At 65.0% G+C, this 25,427-nt stretch carries 25 protein-coding genes and 1 pseudogene; 12 read left to right on the forward strand and 14 right to left on the reverse strand.

Features of this window, described 5'->3' with window-relative positions:
- Positions 1–293 precede the first annotated feature (293 nt).
- The 5 genes from DL544_RS01885 (at position 294) to hglS (ending at position 4,193) form a co-directional block, all read left to right on the forward strand.
- Positions 294–665 carry a hypothetical protein gene (locus DL544_RS01885; protein WP_065186625.1) on the forward strand — a complete coding sequence of 124 codons (372 nt, stop codon included), beginning with the start codon at positions 294–296 and terminating at the stop codon, positions 663–665.
- 232 nt (positions 666–897) lie between these two features.
- A complete protein-coding gene (locus tag DL544_RS01890) occupies positions 898–1,314 on the forward strand; it encodes an EF-hand domain-containing protein (protein WP_005407824.1) in 417 nt (138 codons plus the stop codon).
- An 84-nt stretch (positions 1,315–1,398) separates the two neighbouring features.
- On the forward strand, positions 1,399–2,148 hold the full coding sequence (locus DL544_RS01895) for an HAD family hydrolase (protein WP_139726647.1): 750 nt from the start codon (positions 1,399–1,401) through the stop codon (positions 2,146–2,148).
- Positions 2,149–2,179: 31 nt separating this feature from the next.
- On the forward strand, positions 2,180–2,668 hold the full coding sequence (locus DL544_RS01900; RefSeq protein ID WP_005415036.1) for a hypothetical protein: 489 nt from the start codon (positions 2,180–2,182) through the stop codon (positions 2,666–2,668).
- Positions 2,669–2,828: 160 nt separating this feature from the next.
- Positions 2,829–4,193 (forward strand): 2-oxoadipate dioxygenase/decarboxylase HglS, encoded by a 1,365-nt coding sequence (hglS, locus tag DL544_RS01905; protein WP_005415037.1) that lies wholly within the window; start codon positions 2,829–2,831, stop codon positions 4,191–4,193.
- A gap of 143 nt (positions 4,194–4,336) precedes the next feature.
- On the opposite strand, the gene DL544_RS01910 is transcribed toward hglS, so the two are convergent.
- Positions 4,337–5,851, reverse strand: a complete 1,515-nt coding sequence (locus DL544_RS01910) for an acetyl-CoA hydrolase/transferase family protein (protein WP_021202957.1) — start codon at positions 5,849–5,851, stop codon at positions 4,337–4,339.
- Between the two features lie 383 nt (positions 5,852–6,234).
- Between DL544_RS01910 and glnE the strand changes: the two genes are divergently transcribed.
- Entirely contained in the window at positions 6,235–9,030 is a 2,796-nt protein-coding gene (gene glnE, locus DL544_RS01915; protein ID WP_139726648.1) for a bifunctional [glutamate--ammonia ligase]-adenylyl-L-tyrosine phosphorylase/[glutamate--ammonia-ligase] adenylyltransferase, read from the forward strand.
- 142 nt (positions 9,031–9,172) lie between these two features.
- Here glnE and DL544_RS01920 read toward each other — a convergent pair whose 3' ends face one another.
- From DL544_RS01920 to DL544_RS01945, 6 genes are all read right to left on the reverse strand, one after another.
- On the reverse strand, positions 9,173–9,733 hold the full coding sequence (locus tag DL544_RS01920) for a queuosine precursor transporter (protein WP_065179558.1): 561 nt from the start codon (positions 9,731–9,733) through the stop codon (positions 9,173–9,175).
- A gap of 74 nt (positions 9,734–9,807) precedes the next feature.
- Positions 9,808–10,320, reverse strand: coding sequence for a hypothetical protein (locus tag DL544_RS01925; RefSeq protein WP_111201278.1), 513 nt, complete (start codon positions 10,318–10,320; stop codon positions 9,808–9,810).
- A 32-nt stretch (positions 10,321–10,352) separates the two neighbouring features.
- Entirely contained in the window at positions 10,353–10,856 is a 504-nt protein-coding gene (locus DL544_RS01930) for a hypothetical protein (RefSeq protein ID WP_032953871.1), read from the reverse strand.
- Positions 10,857–10,875: 19 nt separating this feature from the next.
- The gene (locus DL544_RS01935; RefSeq protein WP_005415043.1) at positions 10,876–11,727 is read right to left on the reverse strand and encodes a DUF2145 domain-containing protein; all 852 of its coding nucleotides are present in this window, start codon (positions 11,725–11,727) and stop codon (positions 10,876–10,878) included.
- Between the two features lie 48 nt (positions 11,728–11,775).
- A complete protein-coding gene (locus tag DL544_RS01940; RefSeq protein ID WP_005415044.1) occupies positions 11,776–12,006 on the reverse strand; it encodes a hypothetical protein in 231 nt (76 codons plus the stop codon).
- Between the two features lie 154 nt (positions 12,007–12,160).
- The gene (locus DL544_RS01945) at positions 12,161–13,120 is read right to left on the reverse strand and encodes a mitochondrial fission ELM1 family protein (protein ID WP_072169051.1); all 960 of its coding nucleotides are present in this window, start codon (positions 13,118–13,120) and stop codon (positions 12,161–12,163) included.
- A gap of 126 nt (positions 13,121–13,246) precedes the next feature.
- On the opposite strand from DL544_RS01945, the gene DL544_RS01950 reads away from it, so the two are divergent.
- Together DL544_RS01950 and DL544_RS01955 are read left to right on the forward strand one after the other, a co-directional pair.
- Positions 13,247–13,837 (forward strand): malonic semialdehyde reductase, encoded by a 591-nt coding sequence (locus DL544_RS01950; RefSeq protein WP_005415046.1) that lies wholly within the window; start codon positions 13,247–13,249, stop codon positions 13,835–13,837.
- 86 nt (positions 13,838–13,923) lie between these two features.
- Positions 13,924–14,631 carry a YceI family protein gene (locus DL544_RS01955; RefSeq protein WP_005415047.1) on the forward strand — a complete coding sequence of 236 codons (708 nt, stop codon included), beginning with the start codon at positions 13,924–13,926 and terminating at the stop codon, positions 14,629–14,631.
- A 175-nt stretch (positions 14,632–14,806) separates the two neighbouring features.
- On the opposite strand, the gene DL544_RS01960 is transcribed toward DL544_RS01955, so the two are convergent.
- Entirely contained in the window at positions 14,807–15,208 is a 402-nt protein-coding gene (locus DL544_RS01960) for a hypothetical protein (RefSeq protein WP_139726649.1), read from the reverse strand.
- Between the two features lie 207 nt (positions 15,209–15,415).
- On the opposite strand from DL544_RS01960, the gene DL544_RS01965 reads away from it, so the two are divergent.
- The gene (locus tag DL544_RS01965; RefSeq protein WP_139726650.1) at positions 15,416–16,237 is read left to right on the forward strand and encodes a hypothetical protein; all 822 of its coding nucleotides are present in this window, start codon (positions 15,416–15,418) and stop codon (positions 16,235–16,237) included.
- Positions 16,238–16,299: 62 nt separating this feature from the next.
- On the opposite strand, the gene DL544_RS01970 is transcribed toward DL544_RS01965, so the two are convergent.
- Entirely contained in the window at positions 16,300–17,097 is a 798-nt protein-coding gene (locus DL544_RS01970) for a siderophore-interacting protein (protein WP_139726651.1), read from the reverse strand.
- Between the two features lie 60 nt (positions 17,098–17,157).
- Positions 17,158–17,718: a PadR family transcriptional regulator gene (locus tag DL544_RS01975; RefSeq protein WP_095379197.1), complete on the reverse strand. Its 561-nt coding sequence runs from the start codon at positions 17,716–17,718 to the stop codon at positions 17,158–17,160.
- Between the two features lie 544 nt (positions 17,719–18,262).
- Here DL544_RS01975 and aceE point away from each other — a divergent pair.
- The 3 genes from aceE (at position 18,263) to DL544_RS01990 (ending at position 23,060) form a co-directional block, all read left to right on the forward strand.
- Positions 18,263–20,950, forward strand: a complete 2,688-nt coding sequence (gene aceE, locus DL544_RS01980; RefSeq protein ID WP_012478970.1) for a pyruvate dehydrogenase (acetyl-transferring), homodimeric type — start codon at positions 18,263–18,265, stop codon at positions 20,948–20,950.
- Positions 20,951–21,042: 92 nt separating this feature from the next.
- Positions 21,043–22,464 carry a dGTPase gene (gene dgt, locus DL544_RS01985; protein ID WP_176556895.1) on the forward strand — a complete coding sequence of 474 codons (1,422 nt, stop codon included), beginning with the start codon at positions 21,043–21,045 and terminating at the stop codon, positions 22,462–22,464.
- On the forward strand, positions 22,461–23,060 hold the full coding sequence (locus tag DL544_RS01990; protein ID WP_139726653.1) for a primase 1D-like protein: 600 nt from the start codon (positions 22,461–22,463) through the stop codon (positions 23,058–23,060). The genes dgt and DL544_RS01990 overlap by 4 nt, the downstream gene beginning before the upstream one ends.
- Before the next feature lie 117 nt (positions 23,061–23,177).
- Here the strand turns inward: DL544_RS01990 and DL544_RS01995 are convergent, their stop codons facing one another.
- The 4 genes and pseudogenes from DL544_RS01995 to DL544_RS02005 all read right to left on the reverse strand — a co-directional run bounded on the left by DL544_RS01995 (position 23,178) and on the right by DL544_RS02005 (position 25,281).
- Entirely contained in the window at positions 23,178–23,405 is a 228-nt protein-coding gene (locus DL544_RS01995) for a hypothetical protein (RefSeq protein ID WP_139726654.1), read from the reverse strand.
- Positions 23,406–23,724: 319 nt separating this feature from the next.
- Positions 23,725–24,336, reverse strand: coding sequence for a type II restriction endonuclease (locus tag DL544_RS21500; protein ID WP_479692441.1), 612 nt, complete (start codon positions 24,334–24,336; stop codon positions 23,725–23,727).
- A 156-nt stretch (positions 24,337–24,492) separates the two neighbouring features.
- Positions 24,493–24,726 (reverse strand): annotated as a pseudogene (locus DL544_RS21505) (XVIPCD domain-containing protein); the annotation flags it as partial.
- Positions 24,727–24,801: 75 nt separating this feature from the next.
- Positions 24,802–25,281, reverse strand: a complete 480-nt coding sequence (locus DL544_RS02005) for a nuclear transport factor 2 family protein (protein WP_139726656.1) — start codon at positions 25,279–25,281, stop codon at positions 24,802–24,804.
- Positions 25,282–25,427 lie beyond the last annotated feature (146 nt).

A 25,427-nucleotide genomic window follows, 5' to 3' on the forward strand; every position in this document is an offset into this window, starting at 1 on the left:
GTGGGTTGGCTGGGCGGTGCCGGAGTGCGGGGACGCCGTAAATCCGTCCATGGAGGCTTGGCAGCCGCATCCATGCGGCTGACACCCCGCACTCCGGCACCGCCCAGCCTCTGACAGTTTCCCGCGCGGTCCGTTGTAGGGCCGAGCTCATGCTCGGCTGCTCTTTGTTCAATCGTCGAATTATTCGATCTCGATGGAGACTCATCCACGCACGGCGTGGATCTACCGTGGCTGCCGGATTGGGTCCGAAGCAGATCCCTTACACTGGCCGCCATCCCACCGTTGCCCATCCGATGAACCTTCCTCTGCACTTCGGCCTGCTCGGTACCCTGGAAGCCGGCGCCATCGCCATGCTGGTCGGGCTGCTGGTGTACTTCCTGTGGTCGCAGCTGTGCCGCCTGCTGCGGTGGTCGATGGGGCACGCGATCGGCTGGTCCTGCGTCATCGCCGTGATCATCGCCGCCGGCATCGATGCGTGGAAGCTGTTCTACATGGGCATCGTGCGGCTGGAATCGCCGCTGTACGCGCGCATCTTCCTGGCCACCATCCACGATCCGAACGAACTTGGCAGCCGTGTGGTGCTGGAAATCGCCGGTGCGCTCGCCGGTGTTGCTCTTGCATGGGTGTTGTTCAGTTCGCGGTCATCGGAAAAAACCGTCGACTGACGCAGGTTTTTCGTTGCCTGCCGGTTAAATGCAGAGGCGCTGAATGCGCATCTTATGAGCCACTCACTTCACCCTAACCACCGCGCTAAAGCATGCGTGGAGGCGAGTGGTTAATCGCATGTGTGCGGGCCGGTCGCGGCGCAAAATCGATTCAGAAACGCGGTGGCAGGGTAGGTGCCGTGCGGAATCAACACGCCGCGCAACACCACCCAATTGGCAGGAGACACCCCTGATGACTATTCGCAACCGCAAGCCCCTGATCGCCCTGATCGTCGCCGCTGGCAGCGTGCTGGCCATCCCGGCGATGGCCCAGTCGGCCAAGCAGCAGGCCGCGCATGCACAGAACGAGGCCGCTCAGGCCCAGCAGGCGGCTGCACAGGCCGGCCAGGCCGCCGACCAGGCGACCAATGCGGCCGCAGCGGCATCGGCACAGGCCAATGGCGGTGGCCAGACCTGGGCCAGCATCGATACCGATGGCAACGGCACCATCAGCAAGACCGAGGCGCAGGTGAACGCCGGCCTTGCCCAGGTGTTCGACCAGGCCGATACCAACAAGGACGGCGAGCTGAGCGCCGATGAGTACAAGGCCTACGTGGCCGCCCAGCAGGCCGGCGCCGGTGGCGCAGCGCAGGGTGCACAGGGCAGGTAAGTCCTGCGTCGGGGCGTATGGGAACCCGGGCGGTTTCGGCCGCCCGGGTTTTTTTCGTCACCATGGCCCCTGTATCCTTGCGCGATGAATACACCCACGCCTGCGCCGTCGCGCGCCATCGGCCTGGTCGGTTTTGACGGTGACGATACGCTGTGGAAGAGCGAGGACTACTACCGCAAGGCCGAGCAGGATTACCTTGACCTGCTGTCGCGCTATGTCGACGTGCATGACACCCAGACCGCCCGCCACCTGCTGGAAGTGCAGCAGCGCCACCTGGGCACCTTCGGCTACGGCGTCAAGAGCATGACCCTGTCGATGATCGAAGCGGCCATCGACATCACCGGCCAGCGCATCGAGGCCAAGGACATCCAGCGCATCCTGGAGATCGGCCACGACACCCTGCGCCACCCGGTCGAGCTGATCGATGGTGTACGCGAAGCGGTGGGGGCCATCGCCGAGCACTACCCGGTGGTGCTGATCACCAAGGGCGACCTGTTCCACCAGGAAGCGAAGATCAAGGTCGCCAACCTGGGCGAGCTGTTCCCGCGCATCGAGATCGTTTCCGAGAAGGACCCGGAGACCTACGCCCGCGTGCTGGCCGAATTCGACCTGCCGATGCAGCGCTTCGTGATGGTCGGCAACTCGCTGCGCTCGGACATCGAGCCGGTGGTGACGCTGGGTGGCTGGGGCGTGCATACCCCGTACGCAGTGACCTGGGCGCACGAGACCCAGCATGGCGTGGCCGACGACGAACCGCGCATGGTCACTGCCGATACCGCCCACGACTGGCCGGCCGCACTGGCGGCGATCGAGGCCAAGGCCGCTGCGGCCTGACAGGGCCCGTCGGCTGCGGCAGAATCGGGGCATGAACCACCGACTGCGCGCGCTGATGTTGTTCCTGTTGCTGGCGCCGGCCACCGTGCTGGCCCAGCAGACCGCCGAGCGCTCAAGCGCCTACGACGTGGACACCGGCGACAGCTGGGTCGATGCCCAGCTGCAGGACATCAACCATTACGCCGAACGCTACCCCGATGCCTTCCTCGACGAAGTGTCGCGCTATGCCGACGTGCCGCGCGGCTACATCAGCGCGCTGTTCACCACCCACGGCTGGCAGGCCGGAGACATCTATTTCGCCTGCTTCTGGGCCAAGGCCAGTGGCCAGACCTGCCGCGACAGCGTGCGTGCCTTCAGCCAGGACCCGGAGGGCGGCTGGGAGGCGGTGGTCAAGCGCATGCCCACCAAGCCGGACAATCTGCACTACCGGGCTGTGCGCCATGCCATCGTGGCCAGCTACCAGCACTGGGACCGGCCGATCACCCTGGATGCCGCGCTGAAGCGCCAGTTGAAGCGGTAGGGTCGGCCGCTGGCCGGCAATTGCAGCCTTTCCAGGCATCCGGGGTTGCCGGCCAGCGGCCGGCACTACCCGGTCATGTTGCTCTGCGTATCGCCGCCGCCGGGCGCTCCGGCGACAATACGGGTCCGAGCTGTTCCCCGTTCCCGTAATCGAGTGACTGATGAGCGCCTCTTTCGTTTCGCCTGATGTGATCCGCCGCCTGTTCGCGCAGGCCATGTCCCGCATGTACCGCACCGAAGTGCCGCTGTACGGCACGCTGGTGGAACTGGTGGAGCGGATCAACGCGCAGGTGCTTGCCCAGGACCCGGCGCTGGCCGCGCAGCTGCAGCGCAACGACGAGCGTGCGCGGCTGGATGAAGAGCGTCATGGCGCGATCCGCGTCGGTACCGTGCAGGAACTGGCGACGCTGCGCCGCCTGTTCGCGGTGATGGGCATGTACCCGGTCGGCTACTACGACCTGTCGGTGGCCGGCGTGCCGGTGCACTCCACCGCGTTCCGCCCGCTGACCGGCGCGGCGCTGGCGCAGAATCCGTTCCGCGTGTTCACCTCGCTGCTGCGCCTGGAGCTGATCGAAGACGAAGCCCTGCGTGCAGAGTCGGCGAAGATCCTGGCGCGCCGTCGCATCTTCACCGACGGCGCGCTGGCGCTGATCGACCAGGCCGAGCGCGACGGTGGCCTGTCGCAGGCCGATGCCGAGCGCTTCGTCGATGAAGCACTGGAAACCTTCCGCTGGCATGGTGACGCCACGGTCGACCTGCCGACCTACCGCGCGCTGCACAACGCGCACCGGCTGGTGGCCGACGTGGTCAGTTTCCGCGGCCCGCACATCAACCACCTGACCCCGCGCACGCTGGACATCGATGCCGCGCAGGCGGCAATGATCGAGCACGGCATGGCGGCCAAGGCGGTGATCGAAGGCCCGCCGCGCCGCGCCTGCCCGATCCTGCTGCGCCAGACCAGCTTCAAGGCGCTGGAAGAGGCCGTGCATTTCCCGGATGCCGAAGGTGGTGATGCCGGCACCCATACCGCGCGCTTCGGCGAGATCGAACAACGCGGCCTGGCGCTGACCCCGAAGGGCCGCGCGCTGTACGACCAGCTGTTGTCGCAGGCCCGCGACGCCGGTGGTGAAGGCAGCACCGGCGGCGACTACGGCCAGCGCCTGCAGGCGGTGTTCGCCAGCTTCCCGGATGACCATGACACCCTGCGCCAGGAAGGCCTGGGGTATTACCGCTACCAGCTGACCGACGCTGGCCGCGCCGCGCCGGAGCGCGTGGCCGATCTGCCCGCTGAAGTGCTGGTGGCCGCCGGCCTGGCCACGGCCGACCCGATCGTCTACGAGGATTTCCTGCCGGTCAGCGCCGCGGGCATCTTCCAGTCGAACCTGGGCGGCGAAGAACAGCGCGCCTATGCCGCGCATGCCAACCGCGAAGCCTTCGAGCAGGCCTTGGGCGTGGCGGTGAACGACGAGTTCGAGATCTACGAGCGGCTGCAGGCCGAATCGCTGGCGGCGTTGCGCACCGCGTAAAGGCAGAGCCGGCCGCTGGCCGGGCACCGCGTGAGGTAGAGCCGGCCGCTGGCCGGGCGCACCGCGTGAGGTAGAGCCGGCCGCTGGCCGGCTGTTGGGGAAGCCGGCCAGCGGCCGGCTCTACCCGACGTCCGTAGCGGGCCTCAGCCCTTCATCGTGCCGGTATCCAGCCAGCGCTGGTGCCACGACAACGCTTCCGGCAGCAGGTGCGGGGTGTGCTTGCCGTAGCTCTCGCGGCTGGCACGGTCGAAGTAATCCTGCAGCTGCGGGCGGAAGTCCGGGTGGGCGCAGTTGTCGATCAGCACCTGCGCGCGCTTGCGCGGGGTCAGGCCGCGCAGATCGGCCAGGCCCTGTTCGGTGACGATCACCGACACATCGTGCTCGGTGTGGTCGACATGGCTGGCCATCGGCACGATCGCCGAGATGGTGCCGTTCTTGGCGGTGGACGGGCTCAGGAACGCCGACAGGAAACCGTTGCGGGCAAAGTCACCGGAACCGCCGATGCCGTTCATGATCCGCGTGCCCATCACGTGCGTCGAATTGACGTTGCCGTAGATGTCCACCTCGATCATGCCGTTCATGCCGATGCAGCCCAGGCGGCGCACCAGTTCCGGGTGGTTGGAGATTTCCTGCGTGCGCATGATGATGCGCTCGCGGTAGAAATCGATGTTCTCCTTGAACGTCTCATTCGCCTGCGGGCTCAGCGCGAAGCCGGTGCAGGAGGCGTAGCTCAGCACGCCGTCGCGCAGCAGGTCGAGCATGCCGTCCTGGATCACTTCGGTGAACGCGGCCAGGTCGCGGAAACCACTCTTGGCCAGGCCGGCCAGCACGGCGTTGGGGATGTTGCCCACGCCCGACTGCAGCGGCAGCAGGTTCGGCGGCAGGCGGCCCTTCTTCACCTCGTGCTTGAGGAACTCGATCAGGTGCGAAGCGATCTGCTCGCTGGTTGCATCGATCGGGCTGAACGGGCTGTTGCGGTCCGGGCCGTTGGTACGCACCACGGCCACGATCTTGTCCGGGTCGCAGCGCAGCGCGGTATCGCCGATGCGGTCGTTGGCGTTCACCAGCGGAATCGGCTTGCGGTGCGGCGGCAGCGCGGTGCCGTAGTAGATGTCATGCATGCCGTCGACGCCGGCCGGCTGCCATTCGTTGACCTCGACGATCACCTTCCTGGCCAGGTCCAGCCAGGTCTTGTTGTTGCCGACCGAGGTGGAGGGCACCAGCGAACCATCTTCGCGGATGGCCGAGACTTCGATGACGGCGGTATCGATCTCGCCATAGAAGCCGAACCACACGTGCTGGGCGACGTGGCTGAGGTGGATGTCGATGTAATCCAGCTTGCCCTCGTTGATGCGGTTGCGCGCATCCGGGTCGCTCTGGAACGGCATGCGCATGGCGATGCCATCGGCCTTGGCCAGCGCGCCATCGAGTTCCGGCGCGGTCGAGGCGCCGGTCATCAGCTTGATCTGGAAGGGATTGCCCTGGGCATGCACCGCTTCGATGCGGCGGGCCAGTTCGACGGGAACGGCCTTGGGATACCCGGAGCCGGTAAAGCCGCTCATGGCCACGGTTTCACCGGGCTGGATCAGCGCGGCTGCGGCCTCGGCGGAGACCACGCGGTCACGGAGACGCGCGTTGGCGATGCGATCAACAGACATGACGACAGTGTTTCTGGGGGAATCCCGATTATCGGCCATCCTCATCCGTACGGGGGTTCTACCTTCGTGGAATGGCTTTTCCCCCAGGGGCTCACCCATACCCACCGGTTCTGTTTTGCAGTGCAGCGTGCAAAGTGCTTTCGCAGCCCGCACGATGGCCCTGCATCCCGACGTGGGGGAGGGAGCAGAGCCCGCTGGCAGTTCGCTGCAAGCGGGCTTTTTTATTGCCTGTCGCCCAGTATGAATGCGCGGCTCCCAGTATCGGTAGTGTCGGCCGCTGGCCGGCAACCCCAGTAACCTTCGGCAGGATCATCGGATTTGCCGGCCAGCGGCCGGCACTACTGGGTCCGTTGCGCCCCAGCCGGGTCGATACAATCAGACCCATGACCCTCGCCCCCGCTGACCTGCCCGCCGCCCTGCAGCCTCTTGTCGACCGCGCGCTGGCGCGCTTGGCCCAGGTCCTGCCCGAGCCCGTTCCTGCCGAACTGCTGCCGCTGCTGAGCCGGTTGGCGGTGACCAGCGACTTCGCGCTGGACACCCTGGTGCGGCAACCGGCGCTGCTGGCGCAGCTGGCCGCGCCCGGTTGCCCGCCGATCCCGCCACCGGTGCTCGATCCGCTGCAGCCCAGCGACTGGCCGGCGCAGATCCGGCGCTGGCGTACTGCCATGTCGACGCGGCTGATCTGGCGCGACCTGACCGGTCTGGACGACGTGGCACAGACCCTGGCTGGCGCCACCACCCTGGCCGAGAACTGCCTGCGGCTGGCGCTGGACGCGCTGCAGCAGGAATTCGCCCAGCGGCACGGTGTGGTCCGCGATGGCGAAGGCGCCGCGCAGCAGCTGGTGGTGTTCGGCCTCGGCAAGCTCGGCGGCGGCGAGCTCAACTTCAGTTCCGATATCGACCTGGTCTACGCCTATCCGCACGGCGGCGAATCCGACGGCCCGCGCGCGCTGGCCGCCGAAGAGTATTTCGCCCGCCTCGGCCAGCGCCTGGCCAAGCTTCTGGACGAAACCACCGTCGATGGCTTCAGCCACCGCGTTGACCTGCGCCTGCGCCCGTTCGGCAGCGCCGGCCGCGTCGCGCTGTCGTTCGCGGCGATGGACCAGTATTTCCAGCGCGAAGGCCGCGACTGGGAGCGCTATGCGTGGCTGAAGGCGCGCGCTGTCGCCGGTGATATCGAGGCCGGTGAAGCGTGGCTGCAGACCCTGCGCCCGTTCGTGTACCGCCGCTACCTGGATTTCACTGCGCTCGATGGCCTGCGCGAGATGAAGGCGGCGATCACCGCCGAAGTCGCGCGCCGCGAGCTGCACGAAGACATCAAGCGCGGCGCCGGTGGCATCCGCGAGATCGAGTTCCTGTGCCAGGCGCTGCAGCTGATCCGCGGTGGCCGCGAACCTGCGCTGCGCGAGCGCCGCCTGCTGGTGGCGCTGGACGCGCTGGTGGCTGCGGGGCAGATCGCGCCCGGGGACGGCAGTGCGCTGCGCGAGGCCTACCTGTTCCTGCGCCGCCTGGAGAACCGCCTGCAGATGCTGCGCGATGCGCAGACCCACGTGCTGCCCAGCGATGCACTGGACCGCGAGCGCATCGCCGTCGGCCTCGGCTACCCGGACTGGGACGTGCTGCGCGCGGCGCTGGCCGAACAGCAGCAGCGGGTCAGTACCGAATTCGCCGCGCTGCTGGCACCGCGCAAGGGCCAGGCCGCGCCCGACGCGCTGGCCAATTACTGGCGTAGCCTGCCCGAGGCCAGCAACGCGCCGTTGCTGGCCGAAGCCGGTTTCCTCGATGCCAATGGCGCCGACCAGTCATTGCGTGACTTCGCGCAGGGCACCGGCGTGAAGTCATTATCCGATGCGGCGCGTGCGCGGCTGGATCGCGTACTGCCCGCGTTGCTGCATGCGGCCACGCGTTCGCCGCAACCCGACGCTGCGCTCAAGCGTGTGCTCGGCCTGTTGCAGGCCGTGCTGCGCCGGACCAGCTATCTCGCGCTGCTGGACGAACAACCGAGCGCGTTGGCGCGTCTGGTCGATGTGCTGGCGCGCAGCGCGCTGCTGGCCGAGCGGCTGGCCGCGTACCCGCTGCTGCTGGACGAACTGCTGGACGTGCGCGTGTCCGGGCCGATGCCCGATGCGGCCGGTATGCTGGCCGAGTGCCAGCAGGTGCTGGCGGTGGAAGATCCCGAATCCGCACTGCGCTGGCTCAACGAGACGCGGCTGGCGCTCAGCTTCCGCATGGCGATGGCCACGCTGGATGGCCGCCAGGGTGCGGTGGACAGCACGCGGCAACTGGCCGAGCTGGCGCAGGCGGTGGTCACCACCGTGCTGGCGATGGCCGAGGCGGACATGCGCGCCGCGCACGGCGGGATTCCCGGTGGACGTTTCGCGATCATCGGCTACGGCAGCCTCGGCGGGCTTGAGCTGGGCTTCGGTTCCGACCTGGACCTGGTGTTCCTGCACGACAACCCGGCTGGCGTGGAGGCCAGCGATGGCGCACGTCCGCTGGAACCGGGGCGCTGGTATGCACGACTGGCACAGAAGGTGATGGCGCTGCTTGGTGCGGTCACCGCCGCCGGGCGCCTGTACGACATCGACGTGCGCCTGCGCCCGGACGGTGGCAAGGGTTCACTGGTGTCTTCGTTGGCCAGCTACACCGAATACCAGCGCGAACGCGCGTGGACCTGGGAACACCAGGCCCTGGTGCGCGCACGCGGTGTGGCCGGTGATGCCAGTCTGCTGGCCGATTTCGAACAGGTGCGTGCACAGACACTGGGTCGTGAGCGCGATCCGGCCACGCTGTATGCCGATGTGCTGAAGATGCGCGGCCGCATGCGCACTGAACTGGACCGCAGCGATGCCGCGCGGCTGGACCTGAAACAGGGTGCCGGTGGCGTGGTGGACCTGGAGTTCCTGCTGCAGACCGGCGTGCTGGCGCGTAGTGCGCAGCATGCGGCGTTGCTGCAGCCACGCGACACGCCGTCGCTGATCGATGCGCTGGCGGTTGCCGGTTTCCTGCCGGAAGACACTGCGCAAGCACTGCATGGCGCGCATGCCACGCTGCTCGACGTGGGCCTGGCCTGCACGCTGGACCGTCGCCCGCGACTGGCACCGACCACGCCAGCGATTGAAGACGCGTGTGCGGCGATTACGGCGGCGTGCAGAGCGGCGGAGCTGCCGTTCGGGTGAGTGGGTGCACCCATTAGAGCAATTGCCCGGGGATGATCCGCTGTTGGTAGGTGCCGACCGTTGGTCGGCACAATCTGTCAGCGGTGATGAACTCTGATGGAGCGTGCCGACCAACGGTCGGCACCTACCAGAGCATGTGCGTTCAGCTGGCGGCGCGCAGCGGCGCCATCTTCCACAGCAGCGCGCGGAACGGGGCCAGCAGGCACACGCCGATCGCCAGCTTCACTGCCAGGTCGCCGGCGGCCCAGCTCACCCACGGCAGGGTGGAACCGGCAAATGCGATCGACCAGAAAATGGTGGTATCCACCGTCGCGCTGCAGGTCGTGGCCACCATCGGTGCGCGCCACCAGCTGCCGCGGCGCAGGCGGTCGAACACGGTGATGTCCAGCAACTGCGCCACGATGAAGGCCGAGCACGAGGCAACGGCGATGCGCGGCGTGGCCACCCAGATCGACAACAGCACCGCCACCGCGAAGCCGATCCACGCCACGCGGCGCGCCGGGCCCGGGCCGAAGCGGCGGTTGATCAGGTTGCTGACCAGGAACGCGACCGGATAGCTGAAGGCGCCCCAGGTCAGCCAGTCATTGATCGGGTACTGCACCAGCACGTTGGACAGCAGCACCACCGCGCCCATCGCCAATACCGCCAGCACCAGGGCGCGGGCGGTCAGCGGGGCAAACACAGGGGCAGGACGCACGGACATGGCGAGCCAGGGGACAAAGGGGATCGCCCATTATCCGCCCGGCCCGCGGCAAAGCCAAAACCGCTTGTTCAGCTTTACAGCGCTTCGCTCATCACATCGCCTGCGGCGTAGGCGGTGGGGACGTAAGCCAGCGCTTGGCCCTGTGCGCTCTTCACGGTCCAGCCGGCACCGGCCTCGGTGGGGGCGAAATGTACCTGCTGGCCGACCACGAAGGCCGCCGTCTGGTCTTCATGCACGCGCGCCGGCCAGCGCAGGGTGGCGGTCTGATCGGCCTTGTCGGGCACCTGCAGCTGCACCTGGCGCTCGCCGGCCGCCGTGGTCTCCACCTTCTTCACTTCCATCGGCGGCAGTGGCACCGCCTTGGTGCGGGCAACCCTGCCATTGCGTTCGCTGGCCTTGAACGGCGCCTTGGACAGTTCGGACAGGCCCGCCGATGCAGCGAGCGGCACCGAGACCACGATCAGCGAGGTGATCAGCACGCTGGCTTCGCTGCTGTTCAACTGCGGCGCGGCGCCGGCATGGACGGTGGGCACCAGCAGCGCGGAGAGCAGCAGGGCGGAAGCGGGAACGCGCAGGCAACGGAACATGGAGACCTCCTGGTCAGCGTGGGGACGGCGGCTCAGCGCCGGGTATCGAAGATATCGCGCGGGCCGGTGGCCTCGGGCAGGTATTCCAGCGGGCGGCCCTGGTTGTCCTTCAGCTGCCAGCCCTGGTCGGCGCCGGTCGGCTCGAAGTTCACGGTCTGGCCCACGGTGAACTGCACGGCCGGGTCGCCGACGCCGCGCGGATACTGCATCGATGCGGTGTTCTGCGGATCGTTGGCATCACGCAGCAGCACTTCGCGGCGGCCATCGACGGTGGTGGCGATTGCGCTCACCTCCATCTGCGGCAGCTTGATCTGCTGCGGGCGGGCCAGCGGCTGGCCCGCATCGGCCGCATCCTGGGCTTCCTTCGCTGCTGCGGCGCGGGCCGAGGCCACCATCTGCGTGGACATTTCCAGGCTCGGTCCCTGCGGGCCCGGGTCATGGATGATCACGATGCGGCGTTCGGCGTGGGCGGCCGTCGACCACGCCAGGCCGGTGACGATCACCATCGACAACACAGAGGTAAGCAGCGGACGCATGTCGTTCTCCTTGCGGGATTCAGGGCGTGGCGGCGGTGGCACCGGCCACCGGCACATGGGGGATCACCAGTTCCTGCTGCAGCTGGCTGCGCTGGTGCAGGAAGTCGAACACCGATTCCACCGTCACCACCGAATAGTTGCCGGAGATGCGTTCGCCGGCTGGATGGTCGGTGGTGGTGGCGTTGGCTACGAACAGGCGCGCACCCACGCGCTTGCCGAGGCCGATATGCAGCACGCTGGGCTGGTACTTCTGCTGGCGCAGCCACTGCTGTGCCTGTTCGCGCTTGACGATGGCCGGCGCGCCTTCGGTCTGCGCCATCGCCGCCGCCAGCACTTCCAGCACCCACTGGTTGGAGTTCTGGTAGTCGGTGGCGAACGGGTAGGCGACCACGTTGTACCTTGTTTCGTGCAGCGCCTTGGGCTGGATCGAGGGCGGCACCAGCATCGCGCGCAGCGCCGCACGCAAGGGGGCCGACGGCACGCCGATGCGCAGGTCGGTATGGCCGCCGCTCTCGCCGACGAAGTTGCCGAGGCCCTCGTGGTACAGCTGCGAGCTGTCGGTCTTGCAGCGGTTGAGCAGGTGCATCGCGCGCCAGCGGCCGTCGTCCTCGCGCAGCAGGAAGGCCAGGTGGCTGTGGCGCAGGCCGTAGCGGCTCAGGTCCTGGCCACCGCGCGCGGCCACCACCACGTCCACCTCGGGCAGCGCGTCCAGGCGTTCGGCGGTGGTCCAGGCCACGTCCAGCATCGCCGCCTGCGACGCCACGCTCGGGTAGCGCTCGCGGCAGGCGGTGCTGTCGGCCCAGGCCGGTGCGGTCGCCAGCAGGCTGGCGATCAGCAGCGCGGCGCGGCGCAGGCGGGAAAAACGATCCATGTCGGTACCTTCAACGGCGGGCAGGCCCGCGCGCCGATCATACGCTGCTCAGCGCAGCGGGCGATCCACGCCCTTGCGCTGGAGTTCCCTGTCGCAGGCATCGCTGATCGGGGCGATCGGCAGCGGCGGGCGCTCGCCCGTCTTCGGATCGCGCAGCGCCGGCTGTTCGCGGTACGCATCCAGCTGCTGCTGGCATTGATAGGAGATCGGGTCCAGCTCGGTGGGCGCGGTCGAACACGCGGCGAGCAGGGCCAGGGGCAGCAGGAGCAGGGTACGCATGAAGGCATTCGGTCCGATGGGGGACACCGGACTCTAACGATATGGGCGGATTGAAATGTTCAGAAATCGCTGCGCATCCCGGTAGTGCCGGCCGCTGGCCGGCATCGGCAGGGTGTCCGGTAATGCGCACAGCGTTGCCGGCCAGCGGCCGGCACTACCCCAAGGCCAGGCGCTGCTTTACTTCCGCCGCCACGCGCGCGGTTTCGCGCAATGGCTCGATGCGGTCGTATTGCCAGTCCAGCCAGTGCGGCTGCAAGCGCCCGCGTTCGCGCAGCTGCTGCTGGAACCGGGCCAGCCGGCCCTGCGCGGTATCGGCCAGCGCCACCATCACCGGCATGCGCGTGGCGCAGGCTTCAGAGAGCAGGTTCACCGAATCGGGCGAGACCACCACCCGGTTGGCCCAGCCGAGCAGGCCACCATAGGGATTGGTACCGTCGCCACCATCGCCCCAGATCACGTGCGGCAGGTCGGCGAACTTCGCGCGCAGGATCTCGGCCAGGGCTGGCGGCGTGCGTCGCGAGGTGGTGGCCAGCAGGCTGCCGCCTTCGCTGCGGATCTGCTCGGCCAGCGCCTGGAACACACCGACCATCGCCGTCTCGTCCCACGGCGCCAGCGGCGTCGGCCCGCCCACCAGCAGTGCCGTGCGCGGACCGGGCAGGGTGCTGAAGCCGGCGAACGCGGCGCGACCCCAGGCCAGCCAGTCGTCGTCCACCGGGTTGAGGCTGCCGAGCAGGGTCAGCACATTGCTGCCGCGCAGGGCGTCGTGTTCCGGCACCACCACCACGTCCCAATGGCGGGCGCCGATGCGCGGGTCGAGGATCTGCACCACCTGGCTGCCGCGTGCACGCAGCACGCGCAGGGCACCGGCCGCCTGGCGACCACAGCCGATCGCCAGTGCCGGCGCCTCGGCCGCCAGCGTCGCCAAGGCCTCGCCGTAGCCATTCACATCGCCGGGCAGGCGCCGCGGCGACAGCCAGCGCCAGGGTGCGCGCGGTTGCAGGAGCAGCGGTCGGTGGGTGCCCTGGCGCAGTGCCGAGGCCAGCGCGACCGCCTGGCGGACATTGCCCGCACGGCCGTCAGTGACCGTCCATGGCGCGCTCGATCGTTTCACCATTGGCATTAATTCGTTTCAGCCCTGCTGGGTGTTGCAACAGTCGCGACACTCTACACTGCGGCTCGTCGTTTCGCCCCGCGCCGCCCGCGGGCACTGACTTCCTTTCGCCGCCCTGGAGATCCACCGATGTCCCACGCGCTCGACGCCGCCGCCCTTGATCAGCTGTTCCGTACGGCCCGCACCCAGAACGCCTTCCTCGACAAGCCGGTCCCCGAGAGCCTGCTGAAGGAACTGTACGACCTGGTGAAGTGGGGCCCCACCGCGGCCAACACCACGCCGGCGCGCTTCGTCTTCGTCACCTCGAAGGAGGCCAAGGACAAGCTGGCCCCGGCGCTGTCCGAAGGCAACCTGGCCAAGACCATGGCTGCGCCGGTCACCGTCATCATCGGTTTCGACCTGGACTTCCACGAGAAGCTGCCGTACCTGTTCCCGCACACCGATGCCAAGGCCTGGTTCGATGGCCCGCAGGAAGGCCGCCACGAAGCCGCCATCCGCAACGGCAGCCTGCAGGGTGCCTACCTGATCCTGGCTGCGCGCGCGCTGGGCCTGGATGCCGGCCCGATGTCCGGCTTCGACCCGGCCAAGGTCGACGAAGCCTTCTTCGCCGGCACCTCCATCAAGTCGAATTTCCTGGTCAACCTGGGTTACGGTGATCCGGCGGGCCTGTTCCCGCGCCTGCCGCGCCTGTCGTTCGACGAAGCGGCGCGCATCGCGTAAGTCGCTGTATCGGTTTCGGGCCCGCTGTTCCGCGGCGGGCCATTGCTGCACCGTGTACCCACCCTACGATCCGGAGAGTTCCTCAGATGAGCGCCACCCGTAAACTGCTGCTGCCGCTGGCCCTGACCCTGGCCATCGCCGCCTGCTCCAAGCCGGCCGACACCGCTGCCCCGGCTGCCGATGCCGCCGCCCCGGCCACCACCGAGCAGGCTGCCACCCCGGCGGCTGATGCCGCTGCTGCCGCGCCAGCTGCTGAAGCGATCAAGATCGCCTCGGGCACCTACAAGCTGGACCCGAGCCACACCGACGTGCTGGCGCAGTGGAGCCACTTCGGCTTCTCCAACCCCAGCGCGCACTTCGGCAACGTCGAAGGCACCCTGGTGTACAACGCCGAAGACGTGACCAAGTCCACCGTGGAAGTGAAGCTGCCGCTGAGCGGCCTGAACAGCTTCACCGCCAAGTTCGACGAGCACCTGAAGAGCGCCGACTTCTTCGACGCCGCCAAGTTCGCCGATGCCACCTTCAAGAGCACCAAGGTGGAAGCGGCCGGCACCAACAAGCTGACCGTCACCGGCGACCTGACCATCAAGGGCATCACCAAGCCGGTCACCCTGGACGTCACCGTCAACGGCGGCGGCGAGCACCCGATGGCCAAGGTTCCGGCCGCCGGCTTCGATGCCACCACCACCCTGAAGCGCAGCGATTTCGGCGTCGGCGCCTACGCCCCGAACGTCAGCGATGAAGTGAAGATCCGCATCACCACCGAAGCCACCGGCGAAAAGCCGGCCGCTTGATGCACCCAGCTCACTCGTCGTGAGAAGGCAGAAGGCCCGCTGAAAAGCGGGCCTTCTTTTTGGGTTCTGCATGCGAGGTGCCCGATGCCGATGGGGTTGCCGGCCAGCGGCCGGCACTACCCGGTAGATGCCAACCGGCATCTGGTGGGTGCGGACCGTTGGTCCGCACGATCCCTCAGCGCAACGCGCCCAACCATGCCACGCACGCTTCGCTCGGGCTCTGCTTGGCCTTCACCGTCATCCCGCTCACCCGCACGAACGTCTGCGCCGCCTGCGCCACCACCTGGCGGGCGATCAGCGCCGCCTGCTTGGTGGCCGCCTGCTGCTTGCGCAGCTGCACGATGTTGATCGAAGGCCGACCCACCGGCGCGTACTTCTGGTCGCGGCGCAGCACGTCGGCCACCTGCGCCACTTCGAATTCGGCCTGCAGGTAGCGGTGCTGTGCTTCCACCAGCTCGCGCAGCGGCGCGCGCAGTGCAGCGGTATCGGCGAAGGCGGCCAGGGCCGCGTCGCAGGCAGCGTCATCAGCGAAACGGGTGCGCAGCGCATCCACGCTGGCCAGGGTCAGTTTGGCCATGTGGGCCTCGTTGCTGCAGGAAAGGAGCGCGATTGTCGCATTGCCAGCTCGGTAGTGCCGGCCGCTGGCCGGCAATTGCATGGGAGTGTGCGGACCAACGGTCCGCACCCACCAGTCGATGGCGGTCCGCACCCACCGACGGCGGCGCAGCCGAGCATGGGCTCGGCTCCACAATGGCCCGCTGTATCACCCACGGAAGGAAGACCCATGCAGGACGCGCAGTACTTGTTGAACGAATTCTGGTCGGGCCTGAGCGTGCTCGATCTGGTGGGCGGCAGCGTGCTCGGTACGCTGCTCGGCCTGGTGCTGGGCATCGCCGGCTGGCGCTGGCTGCATCGCCGTGGTTGGTTGCAGCGGCGCAAGCGCTGGCATCACTGGCTGCTGGCCAGCTACGTGGTGCTGCTGCCGCTGGCCACTGCCTTCTTCGGCCTGCAGCTGGGTTTCACTGCCGGTGCGCACCGTGCGCTGTTCAAGCAGCTCGATCATTTCCAGCCGCACCTGCAGACCCTGGTGGAAGGCTGGAGCGAAGGCTTTACCGATTCGCTGGACGACCCGCGCATGCGCGAGGCACTGCGCAGCCAGGGCACGGTGGGCGACGTCGCCGACACCATCGCCTCGGCCTACCTCAGCGAGCATCCGCTGCCTGGCCTGGACCGTCTTGGCAACGGCCCATTGGCACGCGGCACCGGCTGGGTGATCGGCAGGGTGCGCGAGGGCCTGCTGCGCAGCATGGTGGAAGACACGCTGGTGGACAGGGCCGGTACCCTCGGCCTGGAACCCAAGGTGGTGCGCGAGGCGCTGACCATGCACGTCGATGAGCTGCTGCACACCCGTGGCGTGTTGCGGCTGGTGAAGGCGCAGATCAACGGCATGATGCCGGGCGTGTACTTCGGGCTGCTGTTGCCGTTGTTGATCATCGCGCTGCTGGTGGCGCTGGAGATCTGGGCTGCGCAGCGGTTCGGGTGGACGCGGCAGAGGGTAGTGCCGGCCGTTGGCCGGCAATTGCAGGTTCCTGCCGAAGGTTCATGAGGTTGCCGGTGCATGGGGTCAGATCCCTTTTCCACAGGAAAAGGGATCTGACCCCGAGCCGGTCAATCGCCGTCGGTTTCGTCCGGGTGGGCCTTCCAGTAGCCGGTGGAACGAATCCAGTCGCGCGGCACGCCCAGGTGGCCTTCGATGAACTTGCGCATCATCCGCGCGCGGCGCGATTCAGTGGCGATCCAGTAGAAGACATCGCCGTCCGGGGCCTCGAAGTCGGTCAGCATGTCTTCCAGCAGCGTACTGCTGGCCGCCGGGAAGCCGTTGCGCTCCAGCCAGTGGATGCGCACGTTCTCGTACTGCGGCAGGTCCTGGCGCTCGGTCTCGTCGCGCACTTCGATGAAGGCCTGCACCTCGGCACTGTCCGGCAGCACGTCCAGCCAACGGGCGATGGCCGGCAGTGCGGTTTCATCGCCGATCAGCACGTAGGCGTCGTAGCTGTCGGCCACCACGAACGAGCCGCGCGGACCGCCGATCACCAGCACGTCGCCCGGCTGTGCGCGTTCGGCCCACGGCCCGGCCACGCCCTGGTCGTGCAGCACGAAGTCGATGGCCAGCTCGCCGGCTTCGTGGTCCCACCAGCGTGGGGTGTAGTCGCGCGACGGCGAAGGCTCCTTGCCGTCCGGGTAGCTGCGGCCTTCGGCGGTCAGCACCGGCAGCACCATCTCGCCCGCAGCGTTGGGGAAGAACAGCTTGATATGGTCGTCGGCGCCGGGCGAATCGAAGCCGGCCAGCGCGTCGCCACCCAGCACGATGCGGCGCATGTGCGGGGTGACCTCTTCGGTGCGCAGCACGGTCAGTTCACGGAAGCGCACATCCAGGCGCAGGCGCGTGTTGTTGTGTTCGGTCATGGGGGTTACCTGTAAAGGTGTCGCGCGGGGGCGCGCGGCGTAGGGGAGACCTGGCTGGATTCAGTCTGGCTGGGTCGTTGAAATCGGTGGTTGCTCGCTACCGGCCGTACCGTTGAGCAGGGCCGAGGCCCGCGTCAGCAGCGCCGCCACTTCGTCCGCCTCACCCTCGGCCCAGCGGCCGTGGTGGTGCACCAGCGCCCGCTTGAACTCGCGCAGGGCCGCGGCCAGCGGCGGCGGCAGCGAGGCCTTGGTGATCTCGCGGGCACGGTCGAAGGCACGCCGCTGCGCCAGGCGCACCTGGGTGCGCTGCACCTTCAGCTCGAACTCGCCGGCGGCGGTGATGCGGAAGATCCGCTTGCCATCCACTTCCTCGGCCTCGATCCAGCCGGCCTGCTCGAAGCTGGCCAGCAGCGGGTACATGGTGCCGGCGCTGGGCGTGTAGGCCTGCATGAACTGGTTGCTGATCAGCTGCATCAGCTCGTAGCCATGGCGCGGCTGCTCGCCGATCAGGGCCAGCACCAGCAGGCGCAGGTCGCCGCGGCTCAGCACACGTGGCTGGCCGTTGCGGCGCGGCACATCCGGATCGGTGGAACGGGCTCTGGCAGAAGCGGTACGGCTCATTTCGATATATCGGTAAACGAGTATGCAAACGATATATCGATATGTCGAAAGCGACAACATCCGATCCGGCCACAAGCAGGTGCAATTTTGGCCACGGACCTTCGTGCGCACAGCAAAAGGGGCGCCCCCTGCGAGGCGCCCCGGCGATGCTGTGGAAGGGAGCAGGGCCATCGGGCCCATCACTCGCGACCCACCCTGGGCCCGTGGCTGGCAGCGATCCAGAGGCAGGTGCGACATGTTGTCGCCGGTTCAGAACCGCTGCCCGACGCCCACCTACGGCGGTGCCGGAGTTGCCCTACAACCGTCATCGGCAGCAGTAACACTGCGTCCTGCGCATGGGCGCAGCGGCCGCAAGCGACAGCCCGCGCCGCCGCCAAGGCCCGCCGCAGGGCCATCAGCGGGCCCGGCAAGCCCCTTGCGGACACTGGCCGGTTGCATCCATACGCCTGCGTAGCCAAGTGACGAAAGCCCTTGGTGCGCTACACTTTGCGGTCTAGAAATCTATACAACAGTCGCGCGCGTGCGTGCGGTTATGGGAGCGCTAATGAACTGGTTGAACGAGGTGCTGAACAACGACCCGAATCCTGTGGAAACCCAGGAGTGGATCGAGTCGTTGAAGGCCGTTATTGATGTCGAGGGCTCCGAGCGCGCGCATCAGCTGCTGGAAGGCATGGTGGAACTGACCCGTCGTTCGGGCGCCTACCTGCCGTTCTCTCCCACCACCGAATACGTCAATACCATCGAACCGCAGTTCGAGGCCAAGAGCCCGGGCAATGCCGAGCTGGAATGGCGCATCCGTTCGATCATCCGCTGGAACGCGATGGCCACCGTGGTGCGCGCCAACCGCAAGCCGGGTGACCTGGGCGGCCACATCGCCTCGTTCGCCTCCGGCGCCACCCTGTACGACGTGGGCTTCAACCACTTCTGGCGCGCCCCGAGCGAAAACCACCCGGGCGACCTGCTGTTCATCCAGGGCCACAGCGCCCCGGGCATCTACGCACGTTCCTTCCTGGAAGGCCGCATCAGCGAAGAGCAGCTGGACAAGTTCCGCATGGAAGTGGACGGCGGTGGCCTGTCCTCGTACCCGCACCCGTGGCTGATGCCGGACTACTGGCAGACCCCAACCGTGTCGATGGGCCTGGGCCCGCTGGCCGCCATCTACCAGGCGCAGTTCATGCGCTACCTGGAAAACCGTGGCCTGATCGAGAAGTCCGACCGCAAGGTGTGGTGCTTCATCGGCGACGGCGAGAGCGACGAGCCGGAAACCCTGGGTGCCATCGCGCTGGCCGGCCGTGAAGGCCTGGACAACCTGATCTTCGTGGTGAACTGCAACCTGCAGCGCCTGGACGGTCCGGTGCGCGGCAACGGCAAGATCATCCAGGAACTGGAAGGCGTGTTCCGTGGCGGCGGCTGGAACGTGATCAAGCTGCTGTGGGGCGGTTACTGGGATGCCCTGCTGGCCAAGGACACCAATGGCGTCCTGAAGAAGCTGATGATGGAAACCGTCGACGGCGAGTACCAGAACTGCAAGGCCTTCGGCGGCGCGTATACCCGCGAGCATTTCTTCGGCAAGTACCCGGAAACCGCTGCGATGGTCGCCGGCCTTTCCGACGACGACATCTGGCGCCTGAACCGTGGTGGCCACGACCCGCACAAGGTGTACGCCGCCTACCACCAGGCCGTGAACACCAAGGGCATGCCGACCGTCATCCTGGCCAAGACCGTGAAGGGTTATGGCATGGGCAGCGCCGGTGAGGCACTGAACCCGACCCACCAGACCAAGAAGCTGGACGACGAAGCGGTGCGCCACTTCCGCGACCGCTTCAACATTCCGGTGACCGACGCGCAGCTGGCCGACGGCCAAGTGCCGTTCTACCACCCGGGCCCGGATTCGCCGGAAGTGCAGTACCTGCAGGAACGCCGTGCCGCGCTGGGCGGTTACCTGCCGCAGCGCCGCCGCAAGGCCGACAAGACCTTCGTCGCACCGAAGCTGGAAGCCTACGAGCGCCTGCTGAAGAGCAGCGGCGAGCGCAGCTACTCCACCACCATGGCGTTCGTGCAGAGCCTGAACATCACCCTGCGTGACAAGGAACTGGGCCCGCACATCGTGCCGATCGTGGCCGACGAAGCGCGTACCTTCGGCATGGAAGGCCTGTTCCGCCAGATCGGCATCTACGCGCCGTTCGGCCAGAAGTACAAGCCGGTGGACGCCGACCAGCTGATGTTCTACCGCGAAGACCAGAGCGGCCAGGTGCTGCAGCAGGGCATCAGCGAGCCGGGTGCGATCAGCTCGTGGATGGCCGCCGGTACCAGCTACTCGGTCAGCAACGTGCCGATGCTGCCGTTCTACATCTACTACTCGATGTTCGGCTTCCAGCGCGTGGGCGACATCGCCTGGCAGGCCGCCGACATGCGTACCCGCGGCTTCCTGCTGGGTGGCACCGCCGGCCGCACCACGCTGAACGGTGAAGGCCTGCAGCACGAGGATGGCTTCAGCCATCTGGTGGCCGGTGGCATCCCGAACGTGCGCAGCTACGACCCGACCTTCGGCTTCGAAGTGACGGTGATCCTGCAGCACGGCACCAAGCGCATGATGGAAGACCAGGTGGACGAGTATTACTACGTCACCCTGATGAACGAGAACTACACCCACCCGGAAATGCCGGAAGGCGCGGCCGAAGGCATCGTCAAGGGCATGTACCTGCTGACCGACGCCGGCAAGCCGAAGAAGGGCGAGCTGCGCGTGCAGCTGCTGGGTTCGGGCACCATCCTGCGCGAAGCCATTGCTGCCGCTGAGCTGCTGGACAAGGACTTCGGCGTGACTGCCGACATCTGGAGCTGCCCGAGCTTCAACGAACTGCGTCGCGATGGTTTCGACGTGGAACGTGCCAACCGCCTGCATCCGGAAGGTGAGCAGCGCAAGGCCTACGTGACCGAGCTGCTGGAAGGCCGTCAGGGCCCGGCAATTGCCGCCACCGACTACGTGCGTGCGTATGCGGACCAGATCCGTGCGTTCGTGCCGATGTCGTACACCGTGCTGGGTACCGATGGGTTTGGTCGCTCGGATACGCGTGCGAACCTGCGCCGGTTCTTTGAGGTTGACCGGTACTACATCGCGCATGCCGCGATTGCGGCGCTGGCGAAGGAAGGGAAGATGACCGCGAAGGATGTGGCCCGGGCGATCAAGCAGTACAAGATTGATCCGGAGAAGGCTAATCCTGTTGGGGTTTGATGTAGTCCAACCGAGAAAAGGGCGACCATAGGTCGCCCTTTTCTTAACTAGCTATTGGATCAGCCAACCGTTACGTAAGGGAGCTATAAGTGGTGGCAAGTTACTCAGATCTTCTCAAAGTTCAACGCCTTCGGTCGAGTTCACGGGATACTAGGTCGATCCTTGATGAATCAGAAAGTGATAAGGCGAGAGTCCTCTATTCTGCTTCCTTCAGGCGCTTGCAGCGTAAGACGCAGGTTTTCCCTCTTGAGGAGAATGCTGCGATCCGCTCCCGCATGACTCATTCTCTTGAGGTTGCTCACGTGGGGCGATACTTGTCCACAAGGTTCTTGTGTATGGTGGACAAGGGAGAGGCAGGTCTTAGTCGGGATAAGCTGGGGATCGATGAGTCGTGCGCACTTGCAATTTCCAATATCGTTGAAACTGCCTGCCTTCTTCACGACATCGGCAACCCTCCATTCGGGCACTTCGGAGAATCGGCAATATCTAACTGGTTTCATGGATACTGGCCGGAAGTTCTCGAAAAGAGATTTGCAGGGGATGCCTCTGCTAATCGGCTTGCCAAAGACTTTCAGGAATTCGATGGTAATCCGCAAGGATTTCGGATTATAACTAGAGTTGGTGGTGTAGATGATTTCGGAATGAACTTGACCGTCGCGCAGATCGCGTCGACAGTAAAGTATCCAGTTGATCCGGAAGGTATTGGTCTCAGTGCGGTATTCAGCAAAAAGGCCGGCTTCTTTCACTCAGAGGGCGAGCATGGAAAGGCGGTTTGGGAAAAGCTTGGGCTAATGTCTGGAGCTAGATTTCCACTTGCGTATCTAATGGAGGCTGCTGACGACATTTCCTACTGCCTCAGTGATATCGAGGACGGAATAGAAAAAGGATATCTTCGACACCAGGACTTTACGGACGCTCTGATTGTTGGTGTTGAGAAGGATGCTGAAGCAAGCGCTTTCGTCAAAAAGGCTTTGGAGGAGGCGCAGCGGCACCAAGATTCAGTTGATGTAGTTGTGCTTTTTAGAACCAAGATCATTACATATCTGGTGGAGAGGATCGCGCGCAGCTATTGCGAGAATCACGAGCGCATCTTTGCAGGGCAGACTGTCGAGCTGGCGCAGAATGATACGCCCGAGCATTCGATATTGAAGGCAGTCAGAGATGTGGTTGCTGATCTCTTGTATGGAAAGCGAGCGTCGCACGAACTTGAGTTGACTGGTCATGCGGCAATGCTTGGCATACTTCGCCGATATGAGGGCATTCTGAATCTAAAGCGCGATGATGCGGAACTTCTCACGCGAGGGGGGAGGCCGAGTAAAATGCTTGAGGAACAGGCCAAGCTATTCTCGTTTCTGCCGAAGAAGCATGTTGATGCCTATTGCCGTCGTGCGGCTGGTGCATCAGACATAGATGAATGGATGGCCCGGTGTCATCTGGTGACTGATTATATCTCCGGGATGACGGACGTGTTCGCGTTGCGGACTTATCAAATGCTTTCTGGGATTAGGGTATGAGTGATTATTCCACTCATCCTCTGAGCTTTGTTCGGGGTCTAGTTGAGCAGTACGGCGAAGATATTACCTTTAGTTTTTCGCGATACTTCTATCGGCCTCGTAGTCCAGTAGATGAGCGAGAAATAATTCAGGTTTCTGCAAGATTGATATCAGATGCTTGGCTCGAGGATGAGATGAATTCACTCTTGCCTAACTGGGATCTTGCTTTAAACTCGGTCGTCGTTGATTCGCGAGGAAGGACCCGGCATATACCTATGATCGATTTTATAGGTGATGCGGCAAAGTTCTTCATTGATCGAAGAAGTAGGGATATCGTCGGCCATCGGATCTATGATGAGATGATCCCCTTCAGTAGTGGGCGCAGCCTTCATGGGTACTCGTCTGTGTTGCTCGCGCCAGGTGAGTGGATCTCATATATGGCACGTCTGCTGCTTGTGGACTTTCCAGATGAAGTTCCAATGATTGATCATCGTTGGGTAGGTCATCGGCTTGCTGGCGGCTATTCTGCCCTCCGATGGTCGGCCAATGGGGATAATTATCTTGATTATCCTCGTAGGTTTGATTTGGCCGCTTCTGGAATATTGGCTAAGATATAGGCCTGCATGACTGAAGCAGGGCTGTATCTGAAGGGGGGGTTCTATACAAATTCGGCTACTTCGTAAAGTGCGCATCAGAATGTCTCATGGTAGAATAATCTGCCATGAGACATTAAATCAGCTCAGTTTTTCAGCATAATTCTTGCGTACATGTTTGTTTATATACGAATTTAGGCTGTTCCCTGCCTCTGCAAGGGAAATCATCGCAGCTACATGGGGTAATCCAGGTTTGCTTGAATCATAGCGATAAGAGCCACCTTTCGTGAAGTTGACTACGATCCAGTCGGGGCCGAACTCATACGAGTGGACGCCAGAATCCCCATCAATGTCGGTGTAATGCGGCATTACATCCTCCTTGGAAGCCAGAGCAAAATCACGCGGAAACATCGATTGTCGACGGGCGCCCCGTAAGGCGCCGGCTTGCATAACGAACGCTGATTCTTCAGAACTTTACAGAAGTGATGTCTATCAGCTTAAATCTGCGCTGTCAATTATGATGAATCACAGTTCTCACGAGTCTCCGGTTTTTCGAAATGCTCGATCGAGTGCAGACTTCAGTATCGGCCAATGAGCTAGCGGCTTTCTCAGCTGGATCGTGGCATGCGCGGATTCGATCTCATGGCGACAACCCCTTGTTACTCGCCAAGGGGAGATTCTGAGGAATTCAGGCGCTGAATAGAAGTTTCGATCGTTTGGAAGCGATCTCTTCGTCAAAGAATGTGCGAAAGGAAATCACGTTTGAATCGTTGTAATAGAAGGACTCATTGGTCTTCATCTTCAATGACTCCGGTACAACAAGCGTGATCTCGGCCTTCTGAAGATCTGCCAGCGCTTCCTTGGAAACTCGATCATCTACGGTCGCAAGGAAGATGGCGCAGTTGAAACGCTCGTGAGTGATCTGCTTCCAGCGCTCCCGCAGCGTGGTTTTGGCGGACAGAATTGCGGCGTCCTCATATAGCCGCTTCTTGTCCAAGGCCACGGTTGCTTGATCTGGTAGGACGAAGTCAGGGCGTCGCTGACCAAGAATTGCCTGCGCTTCGAACTTCACGCCTCCGGCCGTCAGCATAGCAGCCAAGTGCGCTTCGAATGACTTGCCTGCACGGCTCTTCCGCTGCTGACTTGCGGACAGGAAAATCGAGTTCATCGACGGGAAGCCGCGCACGGCAGCTGTGGCAGTGCGGTCATGATCTGCCAGAATCTGGGCGATCTCGACTGCCCTCATGCGGAGCTCGTATCTGCGGTAGATCGAGAATTCGATATCCCGGCTGACACTCATAAGTGCGTCACCAGGCCTTCTGATCGACCATGGATCGAAATCCCTCGCCTGAATCGACTTGAGAAAGTTTGCCCGCGCCTCGCTCGCGAGTAAATCGGGGCTGGGAAGCTTGGAGTACTTGGCTACCAGAGCCGCAAGAGTGCCTTTTCGAAGTACGCCCTGCACCACGAAGATGTTGTGCCCGGCCGGGTGCTGGGCCGTGGCGTTGCTGACCAGCACGTGGTCGACCTGCTGCAGGCCCTGTTCGCGGGCGAGCACGGTCAGGCTGGCGGTCAGGCGTTCGCTGGTCTGGTCGAACGCACGGCCATGCTGGGCGTCCAGTGCGGCCACGCCCTGACGGATCTGCTGGTTGAGGCCGTAGTCGGGGTGGTTGGGGGTGATTTCTGCCATGGCGATCGAACGGTAGCGGTGGGTCGGGGTGAACCCCGCCAGTATAGATCCGGCCGGTGAAGGGCGCCGGAAAGGTCAGTTCGCCGGCCGATGGTCATAGCTGATCACCCGTTCGGCCAGCCAGTTCCCGTCCACGCGGCGCCAGACCTGGATGAAGCGGGCCTGGCCGGTCCAGCGTTCCACGCCGTCCTTGCCGCGCTCGTAAAAGCGGTGGTCGCCGATTTCGAGCGCCCGCTCATCGTGCAGCGGAAACACCTGCAGCGAAGATTCCACGAGCTCGCGGCGCAGCTGCCAGCCACCCTCGCGCGCGCTGCTGCACAGGTTGGCCACGCTGTGGCGGAAGTCCTCGCGGCTGCTGGCCGACTTGCCATCCTTGTCATGGAAGAACTCCATGTCGTCGGTCGTCATCGCGGCGGCCTTGTCGGCATCGCAGGCCTCGAAGGCCGCAGCGAAGAGCTGGGTATCGGCCTGGCGGATCTGCACGCGCAGGGTGTCGGCGGGCGCTGGCATGGCAACGAGGCCGGCGGCCAGCAAGGGCATGGTGAGCGGCAGCATGGTGAGGCTCCAGGGAGGGTTCATGCAGGCTCGCATGGCGTTTGGGCCACTGCAGCCGGCTTCCGACGAAACGGCTCTGCCACGGAATGAATGCCCATATTGGCGGCCCGGTTCCAGCTTTGAGGCCGTTGCCTGTGCAGGGGATG

Source organism: Stenotrophomonas sp. pho, assembly GCF_006228405.1.
Classification (GTDB): Bacteria; Pseudomonadota; Gammaproteobacteria; order Xanthomonadales; family Xanthomonadaceae; genus Stenotrophomonas; species Stenotrophomonas sepilia.